Raw genomic sequence first — 20,947 nt, 5'->3', positions numbered from 1 at the left:
CTTTTCCAGGAACGGACCCGGACCCCAGCACAGACCCTCCTCTGCACCCGGGCCCGTTCCTTTTGTATAGTGTTCCGAATATTGGTGATACATACCTCCTATCTCATTTACCCATAGGCATGTACGCAATCACCTCTTTTTTTTCTATTGCCACCGGACAAATGGTACAGAGGAAAGAAGATACAGCAAATATATCACCAATATTCGGAACAGTAGGGGGGAGTGGAAGACGCGAGGCGGCGCCCGGCGGAGGGGACGGAGCCGGGAAGCGATAGCGTTGCGCCGCCGCTCCGCGACGGCAGGAGCGGCGCGGCTGAAACGAGGGGGGAGACTTCCCCCCCAATAAAATTAAAAATAGCTCCCGTGATCTCTGAGTGTATCGAGGATCTGATCGTCGAAGAACATGTTGATAATCTTGCGGTCCATACCGTTGTCGTATTCGGTGATGACGATTTTAATCGGATAGTCTCTGCAGTAGACAAAATAGGTTGTTTCCTCAAGCCCTCCGAGGCTGACGGTGGAGACCTTGTCCCAGGCAAGGTAGTCTCCGTAGAGCGACTTGATCTGGCTAAACTGGGCGATCCAGTTGTTACGTGTTTGGGTCACATTCACGACTTTCTCTTCCAGCAATGAACCGGCAAGCAAATTGGTAATCCCTTCTTCATACTTTTCCTGTTTCAGGGCCTGAAAAAAATCTCCGACCTTGGCATCAAGCTCTTTGGAAGCAAAGAGCGTGGAGACGGAAATAAGCATCAACAGAAAAAGGAGCGGTAAGCGTTTCATATATTCTCCTCATATAGGTTTGATTTAGATACTCGATAGTGTAACACGGGAAGAGGAAAGAAAAACGGCCGGAAGCTGGAGGATTTTGCTTCCGGCCGAAAAGGAAAGTGAGTATATCAATTGCGAAATCGAGAATCAGATTCGTGATTCTGCGAGTTCGTCCACTACCGTTGCGGTGAGGGCACCGGTGGGGCAAACCGAGACACAGGCGCCGCAATTGCGGCAAAGTTCTCGATCCACGCTCATGATCGGAAAATCGAGGGTTCTTGCGTTGTAGGGGCAGACGGCGACACAACGCAGACAATTGATGCAGCCGCAATGCATGCAGCGGGCGGCCTCTCTTCGAGCGGCATCCTCGCTGAGGCCGGTCTCAACCTCAGGGAAACCTGACAGGCGCTCAGAGACGGGAAGCATGGGGCTCTCTTCTTTTGCACTGCCCACATCGGTCACCTCGATGAAGTAGCTTCGATGTTGGCTTTTGGTCTCCATAACCGAACCTGCTCCGCCGAGGCTTTGATGTATCGCCTGGGCGCTTCTCCGGCCGGCTGCGATGGCCTCGATCACGGATGCGGTCTCACTGGTGCAGTCTCCGGCAGCATAGATACCATCGCTTTTTGTCTTGCCGGTCGAGCTATCGGCAAGGGGCGGAAGAAAATCGGTATCGACACGCTGCCCGGTTGCAATAACGACAAAGTCGGCATCGATGCTTTGCGACGGAGCTCCGGAGGGGACGGGCTTACGACGTCCCGATTCATCGATTTCTCCAAGACTCATGGGGGTGTAGCGAAAGGCCGCAGCCTTGCCGTTACCCTCTATGCTCTCTGGGCCTGCAAGGAAGATATAGCGCACCCCCTCTTTTTCGGCCTCGCTGATCTCCTCCTCGTAGGCGGGCATATCTTCCCGTTCCCTGCGATACAGGAGGGTTACCGATGCTGCACCGATTCTCAAGGCGGATCGTGCCGCATCCACCGCAGCGTTTCCACCTCCGATCACCGCAACCTTTCTGCCCGAAAGGCTGGTGAAACGGCCGAGCGCAAGATCCCGCAGGAAACGGACGCCGGAGACGACACCCTCTTTATCCATGCCGGGAATCTCGACCGCAGGATCTCCGTGGGCCCCGGTGGCAATGAGCACTCGCTCGTAGCCCTGCTGTGTTAGCTCCTCTATGGAAAGATCCCTACCGATGGTAATACCGGTTCTGATCTCCACACCCATTCGGATGACCCGATCGACCTCCAGTTTGAGGATATTCTTGGGAAGTCGGAACTCGGGTATACCGACGGCCAGCATCCCCCCTGCCATGGGAAGGGATTCAAAGATCGTTACGCTGTAGCCGATCCTGGCAAGATAGTAGGCAGCGGTGAGTCCTGCAGGCCCGGCGCCGATAACGGCAAGTTTTTTCCCGTTCTTCGGAAGCATCTCGGGAAGCGGCAGTTTGTCTCCGAAGCTTTCATAGGTTTTGTCCGCGGCAAGCCGCTTGATGAGACGAATCTGCAATGGATCATCGAAAAGGGAACGTCGGCAACTGCCCTCGCAGGGATGATCACAGACCCTGCCGCAGATTCCGGGAAAGGGATTGGTAACGCTGATGGTTTCATACGCCTGCACATAGTTACCTTTCCGAACCATATCCAGATAGAGCGGAACATCAACCCCGGCAGGACAGGCTGCCTGGCACTTTGCATAGTAGGGCTCATAGGAGAATTCAAGCTTCGCTACTCGCTCGGCAGTGGGAAAATTGGGCAGTGCGATACCCTTCGCCTTGGCAAGGGATGCGTAGCCAAGCTGGTCAAGCAAAACCGAAAGGTCATGACAAAGCTTGTTGAGGTAATCCATTCCGTGGATGATCAGACTGGAGCAGATGCCTAAGGCCTGGGCACCGGCCATTACGTATTCCACGGCGTCCTCGGCCTTGCCGATACCGCCGATACCGACAAGCTGACTACAGCCGTTTCGCGCAATCTCCGATACAATACGCATGGCAACCGGACGCATGGCAGCTCCGGAAAGCCAGCCGTAGCCGTCGGCGCTATTCATTTCGGGCCGGGCGTTTTGGATGTCGATCTTCAGGGTCGGTCCGAGAGAGTCAATGGCAGAAATAGCGTCTGCCCCCTTTTCAAGGCACTTCCTGGCAGTACCGACAGGATCGGGCCAATTCCCGCTTAGTTTACAGATGACAGGAATGGAAACCCGCTCTTTTGTGGCAACAAGCATGGGAAGCAAGGTATCTTCAGTGTAACTGACAAGCTCGATCATATCGGCTCCGGCGGCTTCCGCCCGTTTGACCAGAGCCTCCGCTTCGGGAAGGGTATGACCGATGCTGGCAATAACAACCGCCCCCGCGGCCTTGGTCATCGGAATTTCCCGCTCAAACCACACCTCGGGAGGGGAGTCCGCCCATTTTTCACAGTTGATCAGCGAATCCTCGTTCACGATTCCTATATGGGGAGTCGGATTGATCGCCGCATTAAGACGGATGGTTTTTGTCACCACGGCGCCTGCCCCTGCCTTGTGAGCCTCGATCAGGCCCTCGGCCGCATAGGAGAGTGGACCGGATGAGAGAATAAAGGGACTTTGCATCCTGATGCCGCAAAGCTCACAGCTGATATCGGCACCCTTCAATTCTTTGATATTAATCATCATCTTTCCTCCACGATGTTATGAAAAGGTCCAAAACGTCTCGGTTGCCTCGCGCAGTTCGTCTTTGATCGCCGCCTCATCAAGGGTAAGCAGTTTTCCCTGTTCTTTGAGAAGAACGCCGTTGACCATAACCTCACAGACATCCTCGGGGTTTCGGAAAAGGATCAGTTGATCGTACACATTTTTCTCATTGATCGGTGTCGGTGTATCCAGACCGATGGTGATGATATCGGCCAGAGCCCCCTCTTTGATGGTCCCGATATCGTCTCTACCCATCGCCCTTGCACCTTGGGCAGTGGCAGTGTCATAGACGGCCGCGGCAGGCATCACCTGAGGATCCTGATGATAGGCCTTGTGGATGAGAAAGGCCCCTCGCATCACCTCGAAAAAATTATTAACATAACCGTCCGTACCGAGACCGGTGGTCACCCCTTTTTCCAGGTAACGCGGAATCGGGGCCACGCCACCGCCGACCTCGCAATTCGAAAGGGGCATATGAACCACGCGTACCCCCCGTTCGGCAAGAATGTCGATCTCTTTCGGGCTCATTTGCACACCCTGGCTTGCAAGGACGTGAGGCCCGAGATAGCCCCACTCATCGTACAATTCAACGGGACGCTTACCGTATTTCTCCATGACCCAATTGGGTTCGTACACGCTTTCGGAAAGATGCATATGGATGCCGCAACCCAGTTCATCCGCCGCCTTTTTGGCCTGCATGATGTACTCTTTGCCAGCGGTGAACAGGGTGTGAATGGAAATCATCCCCTGCACCAGGCTTCCCGCTTTATTATTGTTCCTGGCAAAATCAATATTTTCCTTTAGACCGACCTGTCCATTCTCGGGACTTATTCGCTCACATGCCTCAAAGCTGAGGATGCCTCGAAGGCCTGCCGACTCCACAACACGTTTCTCAATATCCAGAGCACCGGGAACCGAATTGGGCCCTTCCAGAACCTCCATGAAGGTGGTGATACCGCTTTTGATCATTTCCACACAGGCCCACTTCGTTGTGATTTCCACCAGACGATGGTCAATCCTGTTCTCTACATAGGGCCACCAGAAATCCTCGAGAAAGCTGGTAAAGTCGGTAACTACCGCATCGGCACTGATACCGTGGGAAAGCACACCATACATATGCATGTGGCCGTTAATAAAGCCCGGAGCAATAAGCTTGTCGGTCGCATCGATATATTTGTCTCCAGCAGAAACGGTCAGGCTTTCGTTGGGTCCGACCTGCACGATGGTATGTCCTTCCACCCGTACACCCCACGCCTTTCGAATGCCTTCCTCGAGCATCAAAAAGCCACCTTTGATAACAGTATTGGCCATGGTTACCCCTCTTGTGTCATTGTGATTGTCCTGAATGATTATAGCTCCTTGAAACCGGTTTCACAAGTAAAATAGTACGAACTTAGAAGAAAGATTTAGCTCACATGTAGTGTTACGAATCCTGGTGGTTTCGGAAAAATCAGGAATCAAAAGAAATGCCTTATAGATATATGATATAATGCGTGAAATCTTCTATGACAGAACATCAGATGATCCACAGACGAATAGCCATCAAAGTACATTCTCTGCCATATGCCAGCACTATCGCTCTCTTTTTGTTCTGTAATTCGCTACTTCTGCATTTTGCTTCGACCCTTTACTACGGGAGTATACAATCTCATAGTGCTTCGCTTTGGGTTGCCTTTCGATGGCAATTTCTCCTGTTAATGGCCGTATCATTTTGTGCTTCCATATCCCAGATTTTCTTCTATCTACAGAAAAGTTCCCGCCTGCTCTTTTCCGAGTTGATACAATTCGTTTCACTAGTACTCATTGGCCTACCGATGGGGCAGGATCTCACTATTGAGATGATCCTCAGTTGTGCACTTATCACCATGATCATCATGACCAATAGCCAAGTGGCATGGATAAAAGTCCCTTTTATTCTTCTGGCCTTTAGCCTATTCCAATTCAAGCTTCGCTTTTTAGGCTATACGGTCGAAGCAGCCAAAGGGCGAATTCTGACCATATCCGAAATTGTTCTGCTCCTTGTCTCTCTCATTATGTTCTTTATCAAAGATATCATCAGTAATAATATCGAACTGAGACAAAAAAACAGGCAGCTGGAGGAAACTGCCGGCCTGCTCACCAATGCTAATCGTTCCATTCAGGAGTACACCCTGAGCATGGAAGAGGTATCTGCGGAAAAAGAGCGGTTGCGTATGACCCGGGAACTTCACGACATCATTGGTTATACCATGGTTAACACTACAATAATGATGGAAGAAGCAATCGCCCGCTACAAGCAAAAGGATGAGAGTGCACTTCTGACCTTGATTGTCAAAACCAGGGATCACGCAAAGAATGCGCATCAGGATGTCAGAAAAATATTGCTCAACTATCGTTCTCAGCAAAAACGAAAGAGCTCTTTTATCAGGGACCTCATCAAACTGACAGAGACCTTTTCCTTAGCAACGGGCATAAGCATAGAGGTGTTCCCGTCAAACTTTCCGTCTGTCTTGCCGTATCATGTTAGTTATGCTTTACTCAGGATTTCGCAGGAGGGACTTACCAACTCCCTTTATCATGGGAGGGCAAAGAACATCGTCTTTCTATTAACAAAAAGCATAGATTCGTTGTTTCTTATTATCAGGGACAACGGACAAGGGTCGATTCACTACGAAGAAGGTTTGGGTATCTCCGGTATGCGAGAGCGTTTACGAATGTTGAAAGGAACGCTCACCATCAAAGCAAAAAAAGATTTGTTTGAATTGCATATAGAAATTCCATACAAAGAGGGGCAATCAGATGTCGGATCGTATTAAACTGGTGCTGGCGGATGACCAGACACTCTTTCGCGAAAGCCTGTCAAATATTTTGAAACTGAAAGCGAAAGAATTCGATGTTGTCGGCTTGGCTCAAAACGGGGAAGAGGCCGTTGCCCTTGCGGCATCAACCGCTCCGGATATCATTTTGATGGATGTCAGAATGCCTATTCTGGATGGAGTGGAAGCAACCAAAATCATCCATGAACGATTTTCAGACATAAAGATCATGATGCTGACAACCTTCGATGACGACGAATATATTCTCCATGCCATTCAGAATGGCGCCATCGGTTATATCATTAAGACCATTCCACCCAACGAGCTGATTACATCCATCATGGCCCTGAAAAACGGTATATTCCAGATGTCTCCTTCCATTGCTGGAAAATTGGCTCGGCAGAAGGTGTGGGAACAAACAAAGACAAACATGCTGAACAAAGAACCGCTACCCTCTTGGTTCCTCTCCCTACGCGCCAAGGAACGGGCTCTACTTCTGCTGATCTGCCAGGGATACACAAATAAGGAGATCGGAAACCGGCTCTACCTTGCAGAACAGACGGTGAAAAACTATACAAGCCGAATCTATGAGGCAATGGAAGTAGATAATCGTCATGCCGCAATCAAAAAGGCCCTTGATGCCAATATCGACCAACTATAATTATCCTTTGATGGCCCCCATCGTTAGGCCCTTTACCAGATATTTCTGAACAAACATGGTAAAAATGACAATCGGAAGGATCGAGACAACACCGACAGCCGCCATTTCTCCCCATAAAACCCCCAGCACCGAAATGAAGCTGTTGACTATCGTAGGAACCGTCCGAGAATTAAAACTGGTTAGGAAAAATGCTAAAGCAAATTCATTCCAGCTTTGGATAAAACAGAAAATGGATGTGGCAGCTAAGCCCGGAAAAATTGATGGGAATACCACTTTGCAGAAGCCTTCCAAACGTGTACATCCGTCAAGCCATGCCGATTCTTCGATAGACAAGGACACATCTTCGATAAATCCCCTCATCATCCATATGGTGAAGGGGATATTGAACCCCAAATAGACAATAATCAGGAGCAGCTGCGTATCCAGAAGGTGGGTATAACGGGCCATGATAAAGAAGGGAATGACAACCGCCATTGGAGGAAGCATTCTAAGAGAAAGGATTCCAAACGCCAACGATTCCTTTTTCTTAAATTGAAACCGGGCCAGCCCATATGCGGCAAGTGTCCCCAGAAACACAGAAATTGCAGTTGTCGCCACGACGACGATAGTACTATTCAGGATAAAACGCAGAAAATCATACTTCTGGAACACGGTTTTGTAGTTTTCCAGTGTGGGTTTGAACAAAACCGAGAAACTGATAATATCGACGCGTTGTTTAAAGGAAATCAACAGCATCCATAAAACCGGGGCAAGTGCAGCAAGAATAATGATCCACGTAACAACGGGAATAATTGGTGATGTTTTTCTCTTCATGCAGATTCTCTCGAATAACTAATTTTTTTTGCCAAGTTTGAAACAATTGGAATGATAATGAGCAACAAAATAACGGCACAGGCACTAGCGCGACCTAACCAATGCGTCTGCTTAAAGCCCAATCGGAAAACATGAAGGCTAAGTAGCTCGGTGGCATTCCCCGGCCCCCCCTGGGTGAGGTTATAAACGATATCAAAGCTTTTGAGATTCTCAATCAGTTTGAGTAAGAGCGTAATGGAAACAATGGTGCTGATATGAGGAAGAACAATCCATACAAGTTTCTGGAACCAAGACGCACCGTCGACATCTGCTGCCTCCAGCGGTTCCTGCGGAACAGTTTGCAAACCGGAATATATCATAAGTGTCACGTACGGTGTCCATTGCCAGATGTCGATGAGGATAAGCGAAACAAGGGCAAAATCGGTACTTAGCCAGTTTCGCCCTGCACATCCCATCCACCTGAGAAAGGTATTCAGAACCCCATATTCCGCATTCAAAATCAGCTTCCACATCAGCGCAATGATAGAGGGAGTCGCAATCATGGGAATGATAAAAAGAGATAATTTCAGTTTTCGAAACCGGGTATTGGCATCAAATAATAAAGCAATAGCCGAACCAAGAACCAATTCGACAGTAACACTCACAAACGTATAGGTAAGTGTAATATATATCGATTTCCAGAAATCTTTATCAATCGAAAACAGATAGCGATAATTTTCGAGTCCGACAAAAGAAAGATCCTCAACCCTCTGAGAAATATCATAATTCGTAAGGCTGATGATATACAAAAAAAAGGTAGGGAAAATATTGATCAACGCCAAGACGATTAAAGCCGGCAGCAGATACTTCAAGTATTCTCGTTGCTTAAACAGCATCATTCCAATTCCTTTATACCCAAGATAGATAAGAAGGTCCCCGAAAATTTCGGGGACCGAATCGCCCTATTCATTCATGATCATTTCCACTTCAGTCTGAGCCTTCTCCATGGCCTTCTCCGGGGTCGAGATGCCGCTCAGGACATCGTTTCCATAGTTCCCAACAATTTCGAGAACTTTAATCGCCTTCGGATGTGGAGGGATCCAGATGATGCCGTCTTTGACCAGGTTGGCAGCTTCTTTCATGGTTAGTAGCTGTGCTGGTAAGGATTTATCTTTCGCTACCAGTTCACCGTTGGTCAGCAAGGATTCTCTGACGATAACCCCGCCGTTATGAACATATTCCAGACTATGCTTTTTCCCGGTCATCCATACGATAAAGGCCCAGGCCGCCTCTTTCTGGGTATCCGAAACATCGCTCGATATGCCCGCACTCCATCCTGCCAGCGGTGCATAGGCTCCGGCAGGACCTGCGGGAAGGGGAGCAAATTCTACTTTGTCGGTAATAGTCGACTTGGAAGGATCGAGAATCCAGGAGGCAATGGCGGTTGCATCTATCCACATGGCCGTCTTTCCCGCCATGAAAGCACTGATGGCCTCTTCATGGGTGTATACGGAGATATCCGGAGGTCCCTGCTGCATAAGTTCTACATAGTACTTCAGTGAATCAACCGTTGCCGGACTATCCACCAAAACATCCCAGGTTTTCTGATCCAGAAATTGCCCGCCCATCGAGTACATGAGCGTCATCCAGCCGCTGGCGAAGTGGATACCTTTCTGGGCCCTCATTGCGATGCCATAGACACCATCCACCTCTTCGTTAAAGAATTTTGCGGTTTCAAGAAGTTCATCTGTCGTTGCAGGAGGGGTTTTGCCGTACTTGTCAAAGAGATCCTTTCTGTATGCCAAAAACCGGCTTTCTCCTGCAACAGGGATTCCGTATGCAACCCCGCCGTAAGAGCCGACACCATCCCGATAGGCGGGAAGAATATCTTCATAATCAAACCACGACGGAGTCAACGCACTGTCATTAATAAGCGGTTTAAGATCAATCATGACATCCACGGCCGAATACTGCGATAAATTGAATGCATCAAGAAAAAGAACATCGTAGGTTCCGGTTCCCGCATGATGATCCATAAGGATCTTTTCGCGTAGCAGCCCCTCTTCCATGATGTCCCAACGAACCTTAATGCCTGTTTCGGCAGTAAATTCGTCTACCATTTCCCTCATTGCATTGCTGGAAGTATGCGACATACTGGCAATGGTAATGGTCGTTCCCTGTAACTTTTCCCTGACAGCATTGATGTACGGATCGTCAGATTCCGTAAGCGTTTCGCTGCTACCGCCGGCGAAGATTGTTCCCGTTGCTGCAAATATCAGCAAAAAACATAGCAGAACAATTTTCTTCCAAACATTACTCCTTTTCATACAGTTCCTCCTGTTTTAATATTCGACCGTAACGATCTTATGTTCTTTCACCGATTCGAAAATCGAAAGAATCACCTTGCTGACATTGTAGGCATCCTGAAAGTCGACTAAAAATGGTTTTTCGTAATAGATTTTCTCGATAAAATCGATAATGCTCTCATATGAGAAGCCGGTAGGTTTCCCATGTAATATCGGCTTGATAACCGTATCAGGATGGTCACTTGCGTCCTCCAGATAGCGTTCAATGGACTGGTTGTTAGTCAAATCCATGTTGAACATCCCCTTGGTTCCGGTCACATTTACCTTGATGTCGTTCCAGTGGGGATGCGTGTTCGGGGTTATCCAGCCGTTTTCCATGGTAGCGACAACGCCGTTTTTAAAGGTCATGATCGTCTGATATATGTCCGGTATGTCTATTCCCCGCTTCTTCAAAACCATCGAGCGGGAAAGGGCATACACCGTATCAACTTCACTGCCGCAAAAGAAACGCAGGGTATCCACCGAATGTGACCCAAGAAACCAGAGAATGGATGATTGCTCCGACCACTTCAGCATCTCTGTGGGTACGAAAATCGTGTCGTTGAGTCGGTAATACATGGAAACAATATCACCGATCTTCCCCTCCTGAATATCCTGGTATGCCAATGCGATTGGAGGATTCCACCTGTTGTGATAATCCACCATACATCTGATACCGGATTTTGCATGAGCCTCTTTCATTCTTGCCAAGTCCTTGTGATTCGTCGCCAAAGGCTTTTCCAACAGGACATGCTTTCCTGCCTCGCAACATGCAATAAAAGGCTCAGCATGGGCAAAATCGGGAGTTACAATGCTTACCGCGTCAAGCTCCTCTTTTTCCAGCATTTCACGATAGTCACCATAGGCAGCCACCCCATGTTCGGAAGCCAGGCGTTCTGCACGTTGCGGGTCAAGATCGGCTATAGCTACCAGATCGGCTAAAAGATGGTGAGAAACGATGTCCGCATGGGTTTTACCCCAAGTACCCGCTCCGATAATTCCCCACCGTAAAGGATTGATTGTCATGGTTATTCTCCCTCTGATTTTTAGATCATTATCAGAGCATGTAAGTCTCCGAACAAGGTTACGATAGTACTCAAAAAAGTACTTATTACGTACCTATCAGAGAGAAAGGAGGGAAATTCGAAGATATGTCGAGATCCACCGGCTTTCATACAACCGTATGCCCCGGTTAGATTGGGGGAAATAGGGAAAGGGGGAATTTCATCGCCATAGGCCGGAAGAGTGACTATCTTTCGGCCTATCCTTTGATAGTGTCCGGAATCCTGGTGGTTTTGTGCCGTTTCTCCCGGAGAAATCCTTTTGTTTCCTGGATTCCTTAATCTTTTGTACCTGCACTCTTATAATTGATGGGAAGAAAAAGAATTGGGAGGCTTTGACCACCAGGATTCGGAACAGTAGATCGTTATTACATCTATTCTGCTATCGTCAGCACTACAGGACAGTGATCCGACCCCATCACCTCCGATCGGATTTCTGAGTTCTTGACCCGGTTCTCGAACTCTTTATCGGTACAGAAATAATCGAGCCTCCAGCCCACATTTCGTTCCCGGCCCTTTGTTCGATAGGACCACCAGGTGTAGTTTCCACCTTCATTATTGAAGATCCGAAAGGTATCGGTATAACCAGCATCAAGGAAGCTACTCATCCAGGCACGCTCTTCAGGAAGAAAGCCGGGATTTCCCTCGTTTTCCTTCGGACGGGCAAGGTCGATCGGCTTATGAGCAATATTGTAATCGCCGCAGACAACGACATGACGTCCCTCTCCAACCAGGCTGTTGCAACGTTTCAATATGGCATCGCAATAGGCAAGTTTGTAATCCAGGCGTGCTCCTTCGCTCTGACTGTTGGGGAAGTAGCCGTTGATAAGGACAAAATCGGAAAATTCCACAAGCAAGGCACGCCCCTCTGCATCGAACTCGGCGATTCCGAGAGGCGAAACCGAAAGGGGCTTTTTTCGACTATAGACGGCAACCCCGGAATAGCCGCCGCGTTCGGCGGAACTAAAATAAGAGCGATAATCAGAGGGGTTCAGCAATTGCTCATCAAGCTGCTCGGGCTTGGCCTTTGTTTCCTGCAGGCAGACCACATCGGCATGTTCCTGCATCATGTATTCGAGCAATCCCTTTTTTTGTGCGGCACGAATGCCGTTAACGTTCCAAGATGCGATTCTTGTTTCCATGGTTTTCAGCATAAACGATAGTTTATCGCCAGGCAACGGTTATTCGGCAAGTCCTGCAACCCATCGATTATAGAGAATTACCAGAATCAGGGCAAAGAAAAGGAGCATGACAGGAATGGCCCCAAGTGCCGTAATCTCCACACCGAGGCCAACCAAGAGAGGAACCACCGCAGATCCGATACTGGCACATGCCACCTGCCGCCCTATCTGACGTGAAGCATCTGCCTGCCCCACCACTGTTGGGGTGTAGCTGACAAAAAGAGGGAAAAGTGGCGCACAGGAAAAACCGATGACCGGTAGGGCGACAAGAGAAATAAATGAGGACCATGGCTGGAGAAAGAGAAGACAACCCGCGGCAACAACAAGAACCATGCGGGAGAGGATTGTGCGGGTGTGCCATCTCTGGCCGAGAAATCCGAAAAATAAACGTCCGACCATCAGCGCCCCCCAATAGATACCTACCCAAAAGGCTGCTGTTTCAGGTGTCACACCACGCCCCTTTGTCAGCCAGGTAAAGCTCCATCCCCCGGTGGTCACTTCCACTCCCGTATAGACAAAAAAGAGCAGCATACCGATGTTCTTAATCCGCCCCGGCACCTCACTCTCGCCAGCCTTGTCTGCATCCGAAGAGAGAGAAACTCCTCCGTTCCACATCTTCTGAGATACAATAAAAAGAAGGAGAAGCAGGGCTATCATACTCAGGGTAATCAAATATCCCCTCTGCCAGGGAGCATGAAGATGAAGCACTCTGCGCATAATTACCGGACCGATCATGGCACCAAGTCCGTAGAAGGCATGCATCAACGTTATTTGCTCTTTGGTAAACCGTGAGGCAGAATAGGCGTTCAGTCCGGCATCAACGGCCCCGCCCCCCATGCCAAGCACCACCATAGAGCCGACGATCAGCGGCCACCTATCGGCGAAGGAGAAACCGGATAAGGCAATGAAAACCATCACATTGCTGGCTATCAGCAAACGACCGACACCAAGCCGTTCGATAAGACGCCCTGCATTGGTACTGGAAAAAAAGAAACCGCAGGTCGCCGCCAGCTGAAGCAGGGCAAGCCGGCTCAGGGGCCTTGCAAACTGAGACGCAATAGAAGGCCAGGCAACCCCAAGCAAACCATCGGGAAGCCCAAGACTCACAAATGCTATAAACGTAAGAAAAAGCAGCAGACGATTCTTGGTATGCGTAGTGATCATGAAAGGATGATATCCCGGTTTTTCTCATATGTAAACCGGTTTACTGGAAAGAAGGGCCAGGAAGCTTTTATATTTTACGTAGTGTCCGGAATCCTGGTGGTTTTGTGCCGTTTCTCCCGGAGAAATCCTTTCGTTTCCTGGATTCCTTAATCTTTTGTACCTGCACTTTTGTAATTGACGGGAAGAAAAAGAATTGGGAGGCTTTGACCACCAGGATTCGGAACAGTAGATATAGTTTATTCATTATCCGTTTCCAAGAAGGTTACTACCTGATTTCGCCCCTCCGCCTTGGCCCGGTAGAGCGCCTCATCCGCCTTTTTACAGAGAGATTCAAAACTGAAATCGGAACTTCCAAGGGAAGAGGTAACCCCGAAACTTGCCGTCATGGGAATAGAGGTCCCACTTTCCAGTGCCAAGGGAGAAATTTCAATACTGCTTCGAATTCTCTCGGCAATGAGTTGAGCATCGGACAGAGATGTCTGGGGCAGCAGAATGACGAATTCCTCTCCACCATAACGGCCCAAAAGGTCGGCCTCACGGACAAGTCCGCGGGCGATCTCTACAATATGGATAAGAAGCTGATCACCTACGTCATGGCCGTAGGTATCGTTCACCTTTTTAAAGAGATCGAGATCAAACATGATTAAAGCAAGATTCGTACCGTAATGAAAGGCACGCATCACCTCCTTCTCGCCAAACGAGGAGAGATGGCGCCTGTTACTGATCCCGGTCAGAGGATCTTTTGATGCAAGTGTTTCCATCTTTTCCAGCAGTCTGACCCGATTGGTGATATCATCAAGAAGAATGAGACTCCCGAGTACCCTCCCTTTTGGTGTCCGTATACTTGATCGTCGAGCCCAATAGTGCCGTAAAGAGTCATCGGAAGCAATCTGAATATCGACAGAGACATCCCCACTATCCGATTCTTCGAACAGGCGGTTGCCCGATGTTATGTTCTTGAAAAGATCTTCACCATGTACGCCCTTCATCTCTTTTTTTAAAGCAGGAAAAACAAGATACGCTGCATGATTATAGTCTACAAGCCGCTTCTCGCTGTCCAAAACAAGTACGCCGGTATCAATGCTCTCGAAGACCTGCTCTTTTGCAATCGGCGAGACATCAAAAAGACGATACCGCAGAAGGGCAGTGGCCAAAAAAAGGGAGGCAAGAAAAAGGGCAAAGGGAGTGGGATCGAAACCTGAGGGAAGAATATCCAACATATAGACAAGCCATCCCGCCCAGGGAAAGAGTGCCCCGATAAGTATCAGAACACTTTGCCGTCGAAAAACCGCGACAGATCGAAGAAAAAAGCGTAAAAAAAGGATAGCACCTGCACTGATAATGATGGCAACATGCCAGCGGGAAATCTTATACCAAAGCCCTTTATCAAAGGCAAGAAACGATAAATTCCATACCCTGTGGATCGTTGGATTGATATACATAAGATTGTGATGTTCCTGTGTCAGGTGCAGGACCATGGTAATGCAAGGAAATCCTACAAGATAGAAAACCAGAGGAAGGGGTATTCGGTCACGGATCCCCGTATAGTTCGCCGCAAATAAAAAGAAAAAGGTGGGAATGAAGGGGATACCCAGATATTGGAACTTCGACCACACAATAAGCGTTGTAAGGTTCGTGGAAGCGAGCTCCATTCCATAACCCAAATTGTATATTGCAATCGATAAGCACAGAGCAATAAATGATTTACCGAGCGCCCGATCCCTGTGGCTCCAGGCAGGCACGGTAAGAGACAAAAGTATCGTACTGGACAAAAACAACAGAATCGATATGATCCCGATCCGCATAAAAACGCCTCCTCTGTATCTTTGTAAGGCTTCCGCTTTTTCTTGTCCAGCTTTTCGAAAAAAGCAAGAAGCTGTTGTAGTAGAAATTTTTCTCGAAACCCTTTTATATTGACATAAGTTTATAAGGAGAACATGACATTATGAAGGATTTCAGACTCGAAAAGCTCGCCTCGCTTCTCGTTAACTATTCCACAAAGGTAAAGCCTGGCGATTTTGTGTTCATTATGGGCCAGGAGGTGGCCATACCATGGATAAAAGCGGTAACACGGGAAGTCCTTCGTGTAGGAGGGCATCCGGAAAGCCTCATCACTAGCGATGAAATCGAAGAAGAAATTCTGAAAATCTCCACCATTGAACAACTTCGTGAGAATAATTTTCTTATGGAACAGATGATGGGAAAAGCCGATGTCTTCCTTTTCGGATGGGGAAATTCCAACGTTAAAGGATTCTCCAACATCGATCCGATGCGAATTCAGGAGCGACAGAAAGGCAACAAGGCATGGAGAAAGCTTTACAGCGGCCGAACCGGCACGGGTGATTTGCGATGGTGCGGCACTCAATTCCCAACCATTGCAGATGCCCAGGAAGCGGCAATGAGCCTGAGCGAATACGAAGATTTTGTCTATGCCGCCGGTTTATTGGACAGCGAGGATCCAAGTGCCCGGTGGGAAAAGATCAACGAAGAGCAGAACCGTTGGGTTCGCTATTTGGAGGGAAAAAAGGAACTTTATTTTCGGACTACCGATACAGACCTAAAGGTACGGGTAGACGGACGCCGTTGGATCAGTTGCGCAGGAACAGAAAATTTTCCTGATGGTGAGATTTTCTCGACCCCGCTTATCAACGGGGTCGATGGTCATGTACGGTTCACCTTTCCTGCAATATATAAACAGCGTTCGGTCGAAGATGTTCGTCTTGAAATCAAAGAGGGAAAGATAGTAAAAGCACATGCCGCAAAGGGAGAAGATTTTCTCCATTCCGCCCTCGATACCGATGAGGGAAGCCGCTATTTTGGAGAAATCGCCATCGGAACCAATTACGGCATCAAGCAGTTTACCAGCAACACCCTTTTCGATGAAAAAATAGGCGGAACATTTCATATGGCTGCAGGAGATGCTCCCAAAGAGACAGGCGGAGAGAATGAGTCGGTCATCCACTGGGATATGATCTGTGACATGCGCCAGGGCGGGGAAATTACTGCGGACGGAGAGTGCTTTTATAAAGATGGGGCCTTTATTACCGAGGTTTTGAAGGAATGAAGCTACATCGAGGGCCAGTCGTTATCTCTGTAATCTATTTCTGTTTTGGTTTTCTGTGGATCCTCGTTTCCGACACAATCGTAACAACAGTGGCTCCCCATCCTGAAGTCTATCGACACATGCAAACCTGGAAAGGTTGGATCTATGTTGTCATAACAACTATCCTGATCTATATACTTCTCAGCATCTATGCCCAGCGAAAAGATCGGGCACTGGAAGAGCTTAGGATGCGACAGCGGGATATTGCAGAGGGCCTCGAAGAAAAAAACGAACTCATTCGGGAACTGCATCACCGGGTAAAAAATAACCTTCAGCTTGTATTAAGCATGATACGGCTCACCGATGCGGGAGATAGGGGAAAATCCGCAGATCTTCTCCCGCATCTCGCAGGCAGGGTATTTGCAATATCGGCCATTCAGGAATCGATCTTTGCCGGTGAACAATACGCCCAGGTATCGGTCGGGCGTTTCATCCAAGATATCCTTCACTTTCTTTGTTCGCTATCGGGGAATTCCGGGTGCCCGGAGTTCCTCCTTGAGATGGAAGAAAAAGATACACTATCGATTCAGCAAGCCGTACCATTCGGCATCATCTTCGAGGAGCTTGTAAGCAACGCTCTTCGCCACGCTTTTCTTCCCGAAGAAGGGGGAACGATAACGATTCGCCTGGAAATTTGTGCAGATATCATGAAACTGACCGTTGCCGACAACGGCAAAGGCTGGGATACGGAAGCAATACAAGAGGGCGTAGGCTTATCGATAGCCAGAGAAATGGCAAAGCAGATCTCCGGTACACTTTTGATAGAACCATCAGACAAGGGCACCTACGCCACGCTCACCCTATCTACTCTTCTTCGGGCCTCCACTGCTGAAAAAGATAGACAATCAGATCATCGGTAAAACGACGCAGATAGTAATCGTAGTCAAGGTCCTCTTCTTCGATGAAATCATCGGCAATATAGTGGCTTACCGCATCCAAGATCTCTGGTTCTTCTCGTAGAGCCTCAACGTATTCGTCAAGCTGGCCAGCATCAACCTCGAAATCCTCCCGAATTTCTTCCAGGACCTCTTCAAGGGGGTCAAAATCATAATCGGTAAGCGCTTCAATCAATTCATCTTGGCCAACTTCAATAGAGTCACCATCTTGTATTGGGGGTGAAAAAACCATGCACAGCCTCCTTCTCTCTCTACCCTTATAGCAGAAGAAGATAGATTGCAACAAGGATTCTTCCCCTTCATTTTTTGATTTTCTCGACAAGGTTTCATACCATTATCTAAGGAGGAATGCATGAAAAAGCAGAGTTTCGCTTGGAAACTAATCATCATAGTCTCGACGCTCTTATTAATCTCTCTTCTCATCTCTGATATCCTGTTTATACGGACCTTTCGTACCAGCATATATCAAGAAAAACGTGAAAGTCTTACGCGATTGGTCGATGCCGCCATGGGTATCATTAACTATGCAGCAGAAAAAGAGACATCGGGAGCATTGAGCCGAGAGGATGCCCAGGATATGGCAAAGGAGCTGCTGGCCCACTTTACTTACGGAAAAGATAGGATGGATTACTTCTGGATCAACAATATGCAGCAGATTATGGTGATGCACCCTTATCGTCCGGAATTGGATGGTACCGATATTTCGGGACTAAAAGATCCGACGGGTGTGCCTATTTTCCAGAAAATGGTCGATGTGGTAAATCAATCGGGTAAGGGGTTCGTAGAATACTCCTGGCAATATTACAACGAAAAAGGGCGGATAGAACCCAAACTTTCGTATGTGGCGGATTTCAAGCCCTGGGGCTGGATCATCGGAACAGGGATCTACATCGATGACATTGAAAAAACCATCATTGCGATTGCCACGAGGATCGCAGGGGTCACGATTATTTTCCTCCTGGTTGCCATTATCTTTATTTATCTTATTTCACGAGCCATGGCGGGACCATTGGTACGATTTGCCACCATAGCCAAGGACATTGCCGAAGGAGACCTGTTGGTAGATGTTCCGACGCTAAAACGTAATGACGAATTGGGAACCCTTGCCTCGGCCTTGGGCCAGATGGTCGAGCAGGTCGGCAATATCATACTGGAGGTCCAGGAAGCAGCTGCTCAAGTGCGGATCGGAAGCGATCAGGTAAATTATTCTGCACAGGATCTTTCCAGAGGAACAACGGAACAGGCATCGTCAATGGAGGAGATTTCTTCGTCCATCGAAGAGATGGTGGCAAACATGCGTCAGACGGCGAAAAATGCAAAAGCAACCGATTCCATTGCCCAGAAAGCGGCCACCAGCGCCGGAGAAAGCGGCAAGGCGGTAGGGAAAACGGTCGAGGCAATGAACGCAATCGCGGAAAAAGTATCACTTATCGAGGAAATCGCCCGTCAAACCAATATGCTTTCCCTCAATGCCGCCATCGAAGCGGCCAGGGCGGGAGAATCGGGCAAAGGCTTTGCGGTAGTGGCGGCCGAGGTACGGAAACTTGCCGAACGGAGTCGTTACGCAGCAAATCAAATTGGAGAGTTGATCGAGTCAAGCGTAAGAATCGCCGAGCAGGCGGGAACGGCCATCGACGACCTGGTTCCCGAAATCATGAACACCAGTAAACTTGTCAGGGAAATCTCGGCAGCTACCGAAGAACAAGAAAACAGCGCAAGCCAGATCGGCAAGGGGGTCGAACAACTCGACCGCATCGTCCAGGACAATGCGGCGGCCTCGGAAGAACTTGCAGCCTCGGCCGAAGAGCTATCGGCCCAGGCAGAACAGATGCACGCGGCCACCGACTATTTCCAGGTCGACAGGAACGACGCCATCGAAGAAGAGCAGGAGGAAGATTAAGGTTCATCCGACAGCACCAATCGCCCCGGAGCCTCCTGATAAATTTTCCACTCCCGGTCGGTCAAGGCTTCCCGAAAACGCCGGTCGTGAGAAACCAGAAGAAGGGCTCCGGAGAATTTCTTGAGTGCATCCTCCAGTAAGAGGATAGATTCGATATCCAAGTGGTTCGTCGGTTCATCAAGAATAAGAACTTCGGTTTCCATGAGCGATGCCCTGGCAATAATGACCTTCCTCGCCTCCCCCGGACTCAACAGGGAAGAGTGCAGCACCCCCTCGACCTCAGAACCAAGGCGGTGCACGGCTGAAATGAGCATTCCCCGCTCCGAAGGATCAAGGGATGCCACGAGGTCGGCACACAGCCTACGGTCGGCTTCGGATAGCTCCTGCGGCAGGAATACGGCATTACGATAAAACCATGGGAAGCGTTCATCCTGATTAGGTAGAAAAAAATGCTCTACAAGGAGATGGATAAGCGTACTCTTTCCGTTGCCGTTGGCCCCTGTTATGGCAACGCGTTCTCCAGGCCGAAGTTCCAGTTCGGGATACGAGAGTTGCCGGTTTCCCACCTGAAGCTCATCAGGGCCAAACATAAACAGACGGTCCTTTCCGCTCAGTTCACCTCCAAGGGTAAGGCCCGAGGCTTTCCGCATAGTAGCATCATCAAGGCGGGCCTTGGCTGTCTCTTCGGTCCGAGAGGCAGCCGCCAGGGTGCCATCCAGCTGGCGGAGCAGTTTTCCTCCGGTACCATCCTTACCGGTAAGACGGGCAAGATTTTTCTTGAAGCGGGCATCGTGATCCTTGATCGGTAAACCGGCCTTTGATCTTCGTTTCTGCTGCTCCCGAGCCACGCCTCGTCTTCGCTCAAGGTCGCGCTGGAGAGAATGCATACGGCTCTGAGCGGTACGTAAAGCCCTTTTCGCTTCTTCCGCCTCCCGTGCCGCCTCTTCGAGACCTACAGTGATCCCTCCAGGACGGAGGACCACCGTGCCATTCCGAAGAAAGAGGGTCCGCTCACAGAGACAATCAAGAAGGTAGCGGTCGTGGCTGACAATGATGCCGATCCCCTCATAATCGGCAAGGGCGGAAAGCAGGCGATCACGGCTGACCTCATCGAGATGGTTTGTCGGCTCATCAAGGGCAAGAAGATCCGGAGCGGTATAGAGTGCCGTCCCAATCTGCACACGCTTTCGTTCCCCGAAGCTGAGACTATCCCAACGAAAAAACCATTCGTACTGGATATCGAGCCTTCTCATGATCTCCTCACTTCGCTCGTCAAAGGCGTAAAAAAAGGAGTCCGCCTGGTCGGGAAGCCGTGCGGTATCCTGGCGACAGAGAAGCATCCGGGAGGGGGCTTTTACAGAACCGGAATCTGGTTGGTTTTCTCCCGTAATAATCGAAAGGATGGTACTTTTTCCGGATCCATTCGCTCCGACAAGCCCGGTCCATCCGGCTCCTATCGAAAACGAGAGATCGGTAAAAAGCGGCTCTACCATACCAGGCCAGGAAAATGAGAGTGCTGAAATTTGCAGCTGATTGAACACCATGACGGCGCCTCCTTTGATAAGAAAGCGGCAATGTCACGGCCGTCAAATGGAATTGTACAGA

17 protein-coding genes are annotated in these 20,947 nt (G+C 49.1%); 5 read left to right on the top strand and 12 right to left on the bottom strand.

Annotation, left to right across the window (positions count from 1 at the left end):
* Positions 1–348 precede the first annotated feature (348 nt).
* From SPIRS_RS01925 to SPIRS_RS01915, 3 genes are all read right to left on the bottom strand, one after another.
* Entirely contained in the window at positions 349–783 is a 435-nt protein-coding gene (locus SPIRS_RS01925; RefSeq protein WP_013253001.1) for a hypothetical protein, read from the bottom strand.
* A 135-nt stretch (positions 784–918) separates the two neighbouring features.
* Positions 919–3,426 carry an FAD-dependent oxidoreductase gene (locus SPIRS_RS01920; RefSeq protein ID WP_049784570.1) on the bottom strand — a complete coding sequence of 836 codons (2,508 nt, stop codon included), beginning with the start codon at positions 3,424–3,426 and terminating at the stop codon, positions 919–921.
* Between the two features lie 15 nt (positions 3,427–3,441).
* The gene (locus tag SPIRS_RS01915) at positions 3,442–4,755 is read right to left on the bottom strand and encodes an amidohydrolase family protein (protein ID WP_013252999.1); all 1,314 of its coding nucleotides are present in this window, start codon (positions 4,753–4,755) and stop codon (positions 3,442–3,444) included.
* Between the two features lie 194 nt (positions 4,756–4,949).
* Between SPIRS_RS01915 and SPIRS_RS01910 the strand changes: the two genes are divergently transcribed.
* On the top strand, positions 4,950–6,239 hold the full coding sequence (locus SPIRS_RS01910) for a sensor histidine kinase (protein WP_013252998.1): 1,290 nt from the start codon (positions 4,950–4,952) through the stop codon (positions 6,237–6,239).
* A complete protein-coding gene (locus SPIRS_RS01905) occupies positions 6,223–6,900 on the top strand; it encodes a response regulator transcription factor (protein WP_013252997.1) in 678 nt (225 codons plus the stop codon). Before SPIRS_RS01910 ends, SPIRS_RS01905 begins: the two co-directional genes overlap by 17 nt.
* On the opposite strand, the gene SPIRS_RS01900 is transcribed toward SPIRS_RS01905, so the two are convergent.
* From SPIRS_RS01900 to SPIRS_RS01870, 7 genes are all read right to left on the bottom strand, one after another.
* A complete protein-coding gene (locus SPIRS_RS01900; protein WP_013252996.1) occupies positions 6,901–7,713 on the bottom strand; it encodes a carbohydrate ABC transporter permease in 813 nt (270 codons plus the stop codon).
* Complete coding sequence (locus SPIRS_RS01895) at positions 7,710–8,564, bottom strand: carbohydrate ABC transporter permease (RefSeq protein WP_245537674.1); 855 nt, start codon at positions 8,562–8,564, stop codon at positions 7,710–7,712. Before SPIRS_RS01895 ends, SPIRS_RS01900 begins: the two co-directional genes overlap by 4 nt.
* Before the next feature lie 90 nt (positions 8,565–8,654).
* Positions 8,655–10,019 (bottom strand): ABC transporter substrate-binding protein, encoded by a 1,365-nt coding sequence (locus tag SPIRS_RS01890; RefSeq protein ID WP_013252994.1) that lies wholly within the window; start codon positions 10,017–10,019, stop codon positions 8,655–8,657.
* A gap of 15 nt (positions 10,020–10,034) precedes the next feature.
* Positions 10,035–11,063, bottom strand: coding sequence for a Gfo/Idh/MocA family protein (locus SPIRS_RS01885; protein WP_013252993.1), 1,029 nt, complete (start codon positions 11,061–11,063; stop codon positions 10,035–10,037).
* Between the two features lie 409 nt (positions 11,064–11,472).
* Positions 11,473–12,252: an exodeoxyribonuclease III gene (locus tag SPIRS_RS01880; protein ID WP_013252992.1), complete on the bottom strand. Its 780-nt coding sequence runs from the start codon at positions 12,250–12,252 to the stop codon at positions 11,473–11,475.
* Positions 12,253–12,279: 27 nt separating this feature from the next.
* Positions 12,280–13,443 (bottom strand): MFS transporter, encoded by a 1,164-nt coding sequence (locus SPIRS_RS01875; protein ID WP_013252991.1) that lies wholly within the window; start codon positions 13,441–13,443, stop codon positions 12,280–12,282.
* Positions 13,444–13,679: 236 nt separating this feature from the next.
* A complete protein-coding gene (locus SPIRS_RS01870; protein ID WP_013252990.1) occupies positions 13,680–15,248 on the bottom strand; it encodes a histidine kinase N-terminal 7TM domain-containing diguanylate cyclase in 1,569 nt (522 codons plus the stop codon).
* Between the two features lie 140 nt (positions 15,249–15,388).
* Between SPIRS_RS01870 and SPIRS_RS01865 the strand changes: the two genes are divergently transcribed.
* Positions 15,389–16,507, top strand: a complete 1,119-nt coding sequence (locus tag SPIRS_RS01865) for an aminopeptidase (RefSeq protein ID WP_013252989.1) — start codon at positions 15,389–15,391, stop codon at positions 16,505–16,507.
* Positions 16,504–17,406 carry a sensor histidine kinase gene (locus tag SPIRS_RS01860; RefSeq protein ID WP_013252988.1) on the top strand — a complete coding sequence of 301 codons (903 nt, stop codon included), beginning with the start codon at positions 16,504–16,506 and terminating at the stop codon, positions 17,404–17,406. Before SPIRS_RS01865 ends, SPIRS_RS01860 begins: the two co-directional genes overlap by 4 nt.
* Here SPIRS_RS01860 and SPIRS_RS01855 read toward each other — a convergent pair.
* Positions 17,351–17,674 (bottom strand): hypothetical protein, encoded by a 324-nt coding sequence (locus SPIRS_RS01855; protein ID WP_013252987.1) that lies wholly within the window; start codon positions 17,672–17,674, stop codon positions 17,351–17,353. The two genes, SPIRS_RS01860 and SPIRS_RS01855, sit on opposite strands and share 56 nt — an antisense overlap.
* A gap of 120 nt (positions 17,675–17,794) precedes the next feature.
* On the opposite strand from SPIRS_RS01855, the gene SPIRS_RS01850 reads away from it, so the two are divergent.
* On the top strand, positions 17,795–19,342 hold the full coding sequence (locus SPIRS_RS01850; protein ID WP_013252986.1) for a methyl-accepting chemotaxis protein: 1,548 nt from the start codon (positions 17,795–17,797) through the stop codon (positions 19,340–19,342).
* On the opposite strand, the gene SPIRS_RS01845 is transcribed toward SPIRS_RS01850, so the two are convergent.
* Positions 19,339–20,886 (bottom strand): ATP-binding cassette domain-containing protein, encoded by a 1,548-nt coding sequence (locus tag SPIRS_RS01845; protein WP_013252985.1) that lies wholly within the window; start codon positions 20,884–20,886, stop codon positions 19,339–19,341. The two genes, SPIRS_RS01850 and SPIRS_RS01845, sit on opposite strands and share 4 nt — an antisense overlap.
* Between the last annotated feature and the right edge of the window lie 61 nt (positions 20,887–20,947).

The organism is Sediminispirochaeta smaragdinae DSM 11293 (genome assembly GCF_000143985.1).
Classification (GTDB): Bacteria; Spirochaetota; Spirochaetia; order DSM-16054; family Sediminispirochaetaceae; genus Sediminispirochaeta; species Sediminispirochaeta smaragdinae.
The sequence above is the reverse complement of the archived record's forward strand: the minus strand, read 5'-3'. Positions and strand labels throughout refer to the sequence as shown.